This is a genomic window from Thermococcus sp. AM4, assembly GCF_000151205.2.
Taxonomy (GTDB): Archaea; Methanobacteriota_B; Thermococci; order Thermococcales; family Thermococcaceae; genus Thermococcus.
Window position 1 is genome coordinate 1,268,552 of sequence record NC_016051.1, and the last position, 9,267, is coordinate 1,277,818.

The 9,267-nt window shown below is 53.3% G+C and carries 11 protein-coding genes and 3 tRNA genes; 5 read left to right on the top strand and 9 right to left on the bottom strand.

From position 1 onward, the window contains the following. Nucleotides 1-131: 131 nt before the first annotated feature. Together TAM4_RS06965 and TAM4_RS06970 are read right to left on the bottom strand one after the other, a co-directional pair. Nucleotides 132-866, bottom strand: a complete 735-nt coding sequence (locus TAM4_RS06965; protein ID WP_014122536.1) for a molybdopterin-guanine dinucleotide biosynthesis protein MobB — start codon at nucleotides 864-866, stop codon at nucleotides 132-134. Nucleotides 867-875: 9 nt separating this feature from the next. Further along, on the bottom strand, nucleotides 876-1,097 hold the full coding sequence (locus tag TAM4_RS06970) for an LSm family protein (protein ID WP_014122537.1): 222 nt from the start codon (nucleotides 1,095-1,097) through the stop codon (nucleotides 876-878). Nucleotides 1,098-1,158: 61 nt separating this feature from the next. Here TAM4_RS06970 and TAM4_RS06975 point away from each other — a divergent pair, with 61 nt between their 5' ends. Together TAM4_RS06975 and TAM4_RS06980 are read left to right on the top strand one after the other, a co-directional pair. Continuing rightward, entirely contained in the window at nucleotides 1,159-1,989 is an 831-nt protein-coding gene (locus tag TAM4_RS06975; protein ID WP_014122538.1) for a hypothetical protein, read from the top strand. 163 nt (nucleotides 1,990-2,152) lie between these two features. Next, entirely contained in the window at nucleotides 2,153-2,965 is an 813-nt protein-coding gene (locus TAM4_RS06980; RefSeq protein ID WP_148258642.1) for a PD-(D/E)XK nuclease family protein, read from the top strand. A 107-nt stretch (nucleotides 2,966-3,072) separates the two neighbouring features. Here TAM4_RS06980 and TAM4_RS06985 read toward each other — a convergent pair. The 6 genes from TAM4_RS06985 to minD form a co-directional block, all read right to left on the bottom strand. Continuing rightward, nucleotides 3,073-3,150 (bottom strand) — tRNA-Val (locus TAM4_RS06985). Nucleotides 3,151-3,160: 10 nt separating this feature from the next. Further along, nucleotides 3,161-3,238: transfer RNA gene (locus tag TAM4_RS06990), tRNA-Ala, on the bottom strand. Between the two features lie 72 nt (nucleotides 3,239-3,310). Further along, nucleotides 3,311-4,822 carry an AMP phosphorylase gene (locus TAM4_RS06995; protein ID WP_014122540.1) on the bottom strand — a complete coding sequence of 504 codons (1,512 nt, stop codon included), beginning with the start codon at nucleotides 4,820-4,822 and terminating at the stop codon, nucleotides 3,311-3,313. 95 nt (nucleotides 4,823-4,917) lie between these two features. Further along, entirely contained in the window at nucleotides 4,918-5,166 is a 249-nt protein-coding gene (locus TAM4_RS07000; RefSeq protein WP_014122541.1) for a hypothetical protein, read from the bottom strand. A 79-nt stretch (nucleotides 5,167-5,245) separates the two neighbouring features. Then, nucleotides 5,246-5,494 carry a hypothetical protein gene (locus TAM4_RS07005; protein ID WP_014122542.1) on the bottom strand — a complete coding sequence of 83 codons (249 nt, stop codon included), beginning with the start codon at nucleotides 5,492-5,494 and terminating at the stop codon, nucleotides 5,246-5,248. 5 nt (nucleotides 5,495-5,499) lie between these two features. After that, nucleotides 5,500-6,279: a cell division ATPase MinD gene (gene minD / locus TAM4_RS07010; RefSeq protein ID WP_014122543.1), complete on the bottom strand. Its 780-nt coding sequence runs from the start codon at nucleotides 6,277-6,279 to the stop codon at nucleotides 5,500-5,502. Between the two features lie 171 nt (nucleotides 6,280-6,450). Between minD and TAM4_RS07015 the strand changes: the two genes are divergently transcribed. The 3 genes from TAM4_RS07015 (at nucleotide 6,451) to TAM4_RS07025 (ending at nucleotide 7,618) form a co-directional block, all read left to right on the top strand. Continuing rightward, entirely contained in the window at nucleotides 6,451-6,807 is a 357-nt protein-coding gene (locus tag TAM4_RS07015) for a hypothetical protein (protein ID WP_014122544.1), read from the top strand. Between the two features lie 9 nt (nucleotides 6,808-6,816). Then, nucleotides 6,817-7,497: a ribose-5-phosphate isomerase RpiA gene (gene rpiA / locus TAM4_RS07020; protein WP_014122545.1), complete on the top strand. Its 681-nt coding sequence runs from the start codon at nucleotides 6,817-6,819 to the stop codon at nucleotides 7,495-7,497. Nucleotides 7,498-7,530: 33 nt separating this feature from the next. Then, a tRNA-Leu gene (locus TAM4_RS07025) sits at nucleotides 7,531-7,618 on the top strand. Between the two features lie 225 nt (nucleotides 7,619-7,843). On the opposite strand, the gene TAM4_RS07030 is transcribed toward TAM4_RS07025, so the two are convergent. Beyond that, nucleotides 7,844-9,229, bottom strand: a complete 1,386-nt coding sequence (locus tag TAM4_RS07030; protein WP_048150216.1) for an ATP-binding protein — start codon at nucleotides 9,227-9,229, stop codon at nucleotides 7,844-7,846. Nucleotides 9,230-9,267: the final 38 nt, after the last annotated feature.

Below are 9,267 nucleotides of genomic sequence, written 5' to 3' on the forward strand. Positions count from 1 at the left end.
AACTTAGGGAAGAAAGGGTTAAAGGTTTTCCCATTCTGGGCAGCTAAACTGCTTGTATCCGGGAGAGGCCATAATAACACGGACATGGCGTCGGTAGGGGGCATTTTTAGATGATTTTCAGGCCTTTTGTTTCACTCGTCCTTGATTACTATCTCTATCCTCCTGCCCTCGCGGTAGCCCTTCATGGCCGAGAGCATGCCCTTTATCGTCTTCTCGACCAGCTCCTGCACCCAGTCCTTCATCGGTAGAACCTGGCCGTCTATCTTGACCGTGACTCTGGGCTTTGAGCTCAGCACAACGCAGTCCCTCAGAGTTTTCTCGCCCCTAACTATCATCCTCGCCATTTCAGCACAGCGGAAGCCGCAGAGGCCGCAGTCTATGTTGGGGAGCATGAAGGCTTTTTTCTCTACCAGGTCGGCGAGCCTCTCGGGTTCCTTAGTTGCGTCGATTACAGGAAGGCCGTTAATTTCTTCAACACCCGTCGAAGCTATGACACCGCTCACCGCTATGGCTAAGCCGTCGTTGAGCTCCCCAACTTCATCCTCGCTTTTGGCACAAACCACCTTGGGGACGTGCTGGATTGATTTAAAGCCCTCAAGCAGGAGGAAATCGGCCGAAACCATCGAGAAGAGCGCGTTTACGTCCTTTGCCTTAAACAGGAGCGCGTCGGTGTCGCGGGCTCTGACGAGAACCGAATCGGCTACTTTCGAAAACCGCCAGGTATCGCTCCCTTCCCTGTCGAAGTCGGCGTGCATGCTCTTCGCTATCGCGACGCGGTAACCGCGTTCCTTCAAAACCCTTGCGACGGCCTCAACCGTCGTCGTTTTACCGCTCTTCTTGAAGCCAACGAAGGCAACGGCGCGCATGGCCACACCTCACAGCAGGGTTATCCAGTTTATGTCGTCGATCTTCGCTATGAGCTCCTTCGTCCTGTTCCCTGTGTAATCCGTCACGTCCTTCAGCAGGATTACCTCTTCGTCGAAGTCCGCAAGAACGCCTGAAAAGCTCGTCTCGCTGCCGATTCCAACGGCAACCCTCTTTCCCTTCCACCGCTCCAGGGTTCTGTCGAGGAGGTACTGCTTTCCGTCTCCGCTCATCCTCTCACCCCAAATCCAAAAGTCTATAAGGCTTTTTAGCCTTTACCGAGGCGGTGATGGTATGAGGCTTTCGACAAAGAGTCCCGCCCTAAGAGACGCTTTCTCCGCCGACCTGAGGGGAGAGGGAGTGGACTTCAAAGTTGTTGAAAAGCAGTCCCACGAGACCTTCGTTGGGTACATAATCGAGGGAACCCTCGAGGAGATAAGGGCGAAGATCGAGGTTATGGAGGGCGTTGACAGGGAGGCCCTGATGGAGGGCTTCAACTCGTTCCGGGAGAGCATAAATCACATCCTCGACCACCTGAAGGCGGGAGAATCTGCGGACAAACTGCTCTCCGAGGGGCTCTGGGTGGCGGACGTTCTGGACCAGCTGTACAACGCGGGGGCGCTCGACTACAATCCCGAGGAGAACACCCTGAGGTTGAAGGAGGGAATCGACCCCCTCACGCTGAGGTTCCAGTTCAAGTTCCCCTTCAACCTGGTGACCAACCCCGAGGGACTTGAGAAGGTCGCCAAACAGTTCGTTTTTACCGACCTCACGCCAGAGTGGGAGTTCGAGGTTCAGGAGCTGAGGATGGAGAAGATAAACGCCTTTGGGAGGATCGCCAGCAAGTACTTCCCGGAGGAGGACGTTCTTAAGGCCTACTTCGCCCTCGTTGGGAGGTCCATACTGGCGGGGGAGATCCTGAAGGCCCTTGGAGATAGAAAAGTCGACGTTGAGGAGTTCAAAAGGAGCTTCCTCAGGGCCCTTCCCCTGCAGATACCAACCGAGAAGGGGACGCTGGTCGTTCACGCGTCAAAGGAAGCCTTCGACGAGCTACTTCGCTTCCTCGAGAGGAAGGGGTACCTCCAGATAAAGGCCGGAAAGATGAAGAAGCTCAGGGATCTGTGAGCAATCGTTCGTCAATTTTACCTAATCATTTTTATGGGGTGTTAGAACGAGTGTTTAGAAGGTAGCAGTTCAGAAGATTGGGCAGAGTATCATAACGCAGAATTATCATAAAAAACTAACAAAAACTATTTATGAACGCTTAGTTCCAAATAGTTACTGGGTGATGTACATGAAAGGGTTTCTTATAGACATTCCGTCTCTGTTTGATACGACATCCGAAAAAGAAAGTAAAGACCACAGACAAAAAGTGCTTGAAACAAAACGAAAAATCTTGTCCAGGTTTTCACAAAAACAGCTAGAAGACATCAAATCTAGGCATCTTTTGATAGGACCTTTTGGTATACTAAACCCAACGAAACATGATTTGATAGAGTATCTCGCTTCTAATCTTAGCTTAGATACAATCATAGATGAGGCTAAGAGATGTATGGTTGAATATAGGGATTTAATTGACGAATTAGAAAAGTTCGAACCTAGAGAAAATCCAAGACTAGAAACCGTAATTAAAAACAAAAAATTAGTCAACGAAATTAGCATATCAAAAATATTGGAGATATTGGAGGATTTTAAGCCAGATCCTGTTGAAAATGAAAGAGAGCTAAAGGATCAGCTCTACTACTTTTTGAATGGTGCATTAAGGAAAAAGGGAGTTAAAGTTAGAAGAGAAAACAGTATCCGAAATGGAAGAATTGATATTTTGATAGAAAGAGAGAATGACAGACCAATAGGAATTGAATTGAAAATAGCCAGATCAAGAAATAAATTAGACGAACTTATCGGCCAAGTTCGCAGATACAAAAAAGCAAATCCTTCTGTTGAGATTATTGCGGTCATATTAGATATTGGATACAACCTTGGGCTTGATGAATATATAGAAATGCTCGAAGAAGAAGGTGTCAAAGTCAAGATACTAAAAGGGTATCTAAGACGAATACAGAGAAAAACCAGAAAGAAGACAATCATAATAATAAAGTGACGAGTATACGGCAAAGAAATCGACAACAGTAAGCTAGTGAGGTGCTTAGACATTTCTCAGATTTTTGTTAGGGAGGACTGGAGTAAGAGAATACTCTGAGAAGACGCTGGTGGGCCCGCGGGGATTCGAACCCCGGACCTCCACCTTGTCAGGGTGGCGTCATAACCAGTCTAGACCACGGGCCCAACCCAAGGATGGTGGACCGGCCGGGATTTGAACCCGGGGCCTCCGCCTTGCCAAGGCGGCGCTCATACCAGGCTGAGCTACCGGCCCACTCGACACGCCGTTATCTCCTTTCTGGGCGGGTTTATAAATTTTGCGGTCGATGAAAAGGGAAAGATGGGGTCAGATGTTTCCGATTCGCTGGAGGACCATTCCCTCGATCCTGATGGGCTCGGTTCTCCGGGCGAAGACGATCGCCTGATCGAGCCTGGCCTCGCTCTCGGCGTGGATCGTGAAGAGGGGATCGCCCTCCTTGACCTTCTCGCCGACCTTGACGTAGAGCTCCAGCCCGGCACCCTTGTCCTCAGGCGCTCCGGCGGCCCTGGCTATTCCCGTTATGGCCCTGTTGTCTATCCCAGTTACGTAGCCGCTCGTCGGGGCGGTGAAGGTGTAGGTCTTGTCGCCTATCTGTATGTCCTCCGGCTTGATGTTCGGATCGCCGCCCTGTTCCTCGATGATCTCCTTCATCTTCTCGTAGGCCTTTCCGCTCTCGAGGATCTCCCTGGCCATCTTCTTACCCATTCCAGCTGGGGCAACGCCGCCCATCTCGAGCAGAATTCCCGCAAGGCCGAGGGCCTTCTCAATCAGGCTTCCCGGTCCCTTGCCAGTCATCAGGGCGGAGAGTGCCTCCCTCGCTTCCAGAGCCGGCCCGACGGTGTGTCCAATCGGTTGGCCGCCGTAGGTTATCGCCACCTCGACGTACTGGCCGAGCCTCTTGCCGAGCTCTATGAAGTCCCTCGCGAGGGCCCTAGCCTCGTCCATCGTTTCGACCTTAACGCCCTTGCCCGTCGGTATGTCTATGAGGACGTACTGGCTGCCCATTGCGTACTTCTTGGACATTATGCTAGCGAGCATCAGCCCCGGCGGATCAACGCTGAGGGCGCGTTCGGCCTTTATTGTTATGTCATCGGCGGGCGCGAGGTTTAAAGCCCCTCCCCAGACGAGACAGGCCCCGACCTTCTCAACTATCCTCTTGATCTCGTCGAGCGAGAAGCTGACGTTGGCGAAGACCTCGACCACGTCTGCCGTTCCCGCGGCGCTGGTTATGGCCCTCGAGCTGGTCTTCGGTATCGTCAAACCCGCGGCGGCAACGATCGGAACGACGAGGATGTTGGTCTTGTTTCCGGGAACGCCACCGATGCTGTGGACGTCCATGATCGGCTTCCTGTCGATGTCGAGCATGTCTCCGGTCTCGGCCATCGCTATGGTCAAAGCGGCTATTTCGTCCATGTCGAGGCCGTTTATCTCAAGGGCGGTGACGAAGGAGCTTATTTCGATGTCCCTCAGCTTTCTGTCAACGATGTCCCTGACTATCGCCTCGATCTCAACCTTGCGGAGCTTTTCTCCGTGCATCTTTTTCTTGATGTACCTGACGCTCTCGGGGGTACCAACGGGCGTCAGGGTTACGACCTCTCCCTCCGAGAGGCTGTGGAGCTGCAGGACGTCCCTGCTCACGCCGACCTCGCCCGGCCCAACGAGGTTGCTTATGACCAGACTCCCGTAGATCGTCTTTTTCCCGGACTCCACCTTGACCAGGTCATCCGGGTGGAGTTTGGCCTTCTTCGCCTCCTCCTCGTTTATGAAAACCGAATACCTGCCGCTGAACACGTCCAGTATTCTGACCTTTGCCCTCATGTCCAACCCTCCTAAGTTTTAGCTGGCATAAAAATAGGATGGATCGGTTTTTAACTCCTTCGCTCTAATCGGGAAGCCTAACTGGAGAAAGGTGGTTAGGCGTAGATTGTCTGCCCCGAGGGGCCCCTTGTGGTGCTCCCATCGTTCAGGTTTGGCAACGCCTCAAAGATCCTGGCGACGTCGCCGGCTATCTCCCTGATCTCCGGAGGAACCAGGCCGTCTCCAGAGTACGCCGAGCGCAGAACCTCATCAAGTGGGGCGCTGTACAGCCTTCCGCGGAACAGGTAGACACGCCCGCCATCAACGTAGACCACCTTGTCCCTGTAACCCAGCCTCACCACCATGCGCCCCACCACTTTTAGAAACAAGAGGTAACTTTAAAAACTTAATGGGCCAGAGAAGGGTAATGAAGAACAGAAACGGTCAGAGGTTCCTGACCTCTTCCTCGATGCTCTCCTCGAGTTCCCTCTCCCACTCCTCGACGTCGAAGTCCACGAGCTCCTCCTCGAGCTCCTCCTTGAGGTTAGTAACACGGCGCTTTAATGCCGACTTCGTCTCCTCGTCGTAGACCACGTAGTAGGGGTTCTTCTTGGCCGAGAGGTAGAGCAGGAGAAGCATGAGGTTTATGAAGCCGAGGACTATGATGAAGACGTAGAGTATCGTCGCTGCCATCGGCATCACCTCCTGCCGCCGAATATTGCCTTAAAGACCCTCTTGATTGGACTCTCTGGCTGCGGTGGCTCCCACTTAATGCCCGCGAGCTTTGCCGCCAGCTGCTTGATCGCTATCGCCGCCGGGCTGGTGGGATTCTTGATAACGAGGGGCACACCGTAGGCGCTGGCCCTCTTTACCTCCGGATCCTCGGGGATAACCGCAAGAACCGGCACCTCAAGGATAGCCTCTATCTCCTCCTGGCTGAGCTCGGTCTTCTCGTTGGTTACCCTGTTGAGCACGGCACCGAGCGGGAGCGTTCCAAGCTTCTCGGCTATGAGTTTGGTCTTGAGCGAGTCGGTTATTGCCGAGATCTCCGGGTTCGTGACGATTATAAGCTCCTTACCGATGAGCAGGGCCGTAACCGATGTCATCTCCAATCCGGCAGGGGCATCAATGAGGATGAAATCGGCCATCTGGCTTATCTCCCTGATGACCTCCCTGAGCCTCTCGGGCTTTGCCTTCTTGATCTTCTCGAGGCTGAGTCCACCGGGGATCACCTTAACGCCCGCCGGCCCCTCGTAGATCGCGTCCTTTAGATCCGCTTCCCTCGCCAGGACGTCGTGCAGGGTTATCGGAATGTCCTCCATACCGAGGACGAGGCTGAGGTTTGCCATCGTGATGTCAGCGTCAATCAGGATGACCTCCTTTCCGAACTGGGCCAATGCAACGCCCAAGTTTGCCACGGTGGTCGTTTTTCCAGTACCTCCCTTTCCAGACGCAAAAACTATGGAGCGGCCCTCCAAGAGTTACACCTCCTGCGCTGTGATTTAACTGCGGAATTCTCGTGCATAGAGCGACCTATCCACAGCCCCTTTACGAGGTTAAAGCTTTTATCTTTTGTGGTTCCGATTTCTCCTTTCCAAATCCGCCCGGATGGGATAAGATTTTAAAAGCAAAGCCCGGAGGGTTAGTAGGTGAGAGAATTGAAACCGGAGAACAAGTTCGCCCTTACCGTGTACCTGTGGGGAGCGATCACCGGGGTAATCAGCGGTGCACTTTCCGTCCAAAACAGGGCCGCGTGGGTTCTCGGGGCTCTGATGTTCCTGATCACGGACGTGTTCGTCAGGGCGATTCTGAAGGACGACCTTCCAGAGGAACTGAAGGGCCTCGAGGGAAAAGAGCTGAGGGGAGCGATCCTCAGAAAAGCCTTCTGGGGCTGGTTCCTCTTCTGGCTGTACTTCACGATGCTCGTGTATACTGTAGGAATAGACTTCAAGCCGGTGCCGTACAGCAACCAGAGCCTGCTCGCCCAGATGATGAACTCAACATGAGGTGGGAACATGGAGGAATTAAAGAAGGCCGTCGCCAGGGAGGCGCTGTCCTTCGTTGACGACGACATGGTTATAGGCCTCGGAACCGGCTCCACTACCGCCTACTTCATAAAGTTCCTTGGAGAGCTCATCAGGGAGGAGGAACTCGAAATTTACGGCATACCCACCTCCCATCAGTCAAGACTCTTAGCGATTGAGCACGGGATACCCCTCCTCTCCCTAGACGAGGCGGACGCAATTGACATAGCGGTTGATGGGGCGGACGAGGTCGATCCCGCTTTGAACCTCATCAAGGGGCGCGGAGCGGCGCTGACCATGGAGAAGATAATCGAATACCGCGCCGGCACCTTCGTAGTCCTCGTAGACGAGAGCAAGCTTGTAAAGCGCCTCGGCGAGAGAATGCCCGTTCCGATCGAGGTCATTCCGGCAGCGTGGCGCGCCATCGCCGAGGAGCTGGAGGTCTTCAACGCCAGAGCGGAGCTGAGGATGGCGGTAAAGAAGGACGGGCCCGTGATCACGGACAACGGAAACTTCATACTCGACGCCCGGTTCGAGAGGATAGACGATCCCCTCGACATGGAGATAGAGCTCAACACGATTCCAGGAGTCGTGGAAAACGGCATATTCGCGGATATAGCCGACGTTGTGCTCGTTGGGACACGGGAAGGCGTCAAAAAGCTTGAACGTTAAATTTATAAACATCCAACTCCTCCCATCTCTTGCGCGGGGGTAGCCGAGCCTGGCCAAAGGCGCGGGATTCAGGGTCCCGTCCCGTAGGGGTTCCGGGGTTCAAATCCCCGCCCCCGCACCAGAAACTTTTGCCAAGCCAGGAAACTTTGCCCGGCAAAGTTTCATCAAAGCCAGCATGCCCCTTGAATGGCTTGTTCTCACGGGTTTACTTCCAAACACACAAGTTTTGAACGTGTTTTCCTCCCATTAGCGCCCTCCGGGCGCTGTTTAAAACTAAAACTAAGTTACTTGTACCCCCACAGATTAGAGCCCCTCTATCTCCCTCAGCCTCTCAAAGTCTCCGCGGTTACTGGTCTCCTGACAACTGCCCCTCAAAGTCATCCAAGTCCCAAACTAAAAAGCCCTCTCCCCTCAGCTCCTCTTTCCCTTCAACCTTCCTGGCCACAAGCCCGTAGCTCTTCCTCCAGCCTTCCAGCTCGACTAGCTCTGCTTTCCGCTCCAAGTCCTTCAGAATCCCCCGCGCTTCTCGCTCGCTCAAATCCTTCCACTTTACCTCAACGAAGAGAGCATTCTTCCCCCTCTCTTTGAGGGCGACGAGATCAATTTCCTCTCCTTTCTTCCACCATCTGCCAATTTTCGTGAACTTAAAGGGTAGCTTTCCACCCCTGTTCAGCTCGATGAGGAACTGCCTGGCAATCTCCTCGAACGCAAAGCCGAGATAGCAGTTGAAGTCCCGCTCGAACTCTTCGAGCGCCCCCTCCGGAAAACCGCTCTCGATTTCCTCGAAGTACGGTGCGACAAACCGGAACCAGAAAGCGAAGTAAAGATCTTTAAAACGGTAAATCCCCCTCTTTGCCTTCCTCCCAACGGGCAGTTCCCTTTTTAGAATCCCAAGGTCTTCGAGAATCCGCAGATAGCGCGCCGTGTTCTTCGGCTCGATGAAAGAATACCCCGCGATTTCATTGACGCGCGTTTTTCCCCTCGCGACCGCCTCAAGTATAGTGTAATATGTCTCTGGCTCTCTAAACTCCTCCTCAAGAAGTTCCTTCGCCTCGCGGAAGAGGAAGGCGTTCGGGTCGAAGAAGTTCCGCGTTATCTCTTCCTCGACGTTCCTTCCGCTGAAGAGCTCAAGGTACCTCGGAACACCAGAGGTCACCGCGTAGAGCTCTACCGCGTCTTCTGGAACCAAGGCCGAAAACCATTCGAAGAGGTGCCTGAAACGAAGGGGCTGAAGGTTGAGCGTCGCGTCGCTCCGGCCGTAGAGCGGGCTTGAGTAGTCGAAGAAGCTCCTCTTCAGCAGTCCGACAGAGGAAGCCGAAAGAATTAGCATGACGTCGCTTTCGGGAAGAACTTCATCAACGATGCTCTGAAACTCCGCCTCAACTTCGGAATAGCGGAGCAGATAGGAGAACTCGTCGAGGAACACAACAAGTCTGCCCTCAGCTTGGGACGCGATGAAGCGGAACGCGTCGGTAAACGTTGTGAAGTTCGGAATGGGAATCTTAAAGTGCTCCCCGATGGCCCGGTTGAGCTTCGCGAGGTTGTACTCCCACACCCTCTTTTCGAACTGAACAGCTATGGCATCCTTGTCCTTCAAGAACTCCCTAACGAGGCGGCTTTTCCCGATTCTTCTCCTTCCCGTGACGAGAACGAGTGTGAAGTCGTCTTCGTTATAGAGCCTTTCGAGTGTTTTAAGCTCCCATTCCCTGTTTACAAATTTTCGAATCTTCATAATATAATCTGGCATCGAAATCAATAAAAGGGTTTCGC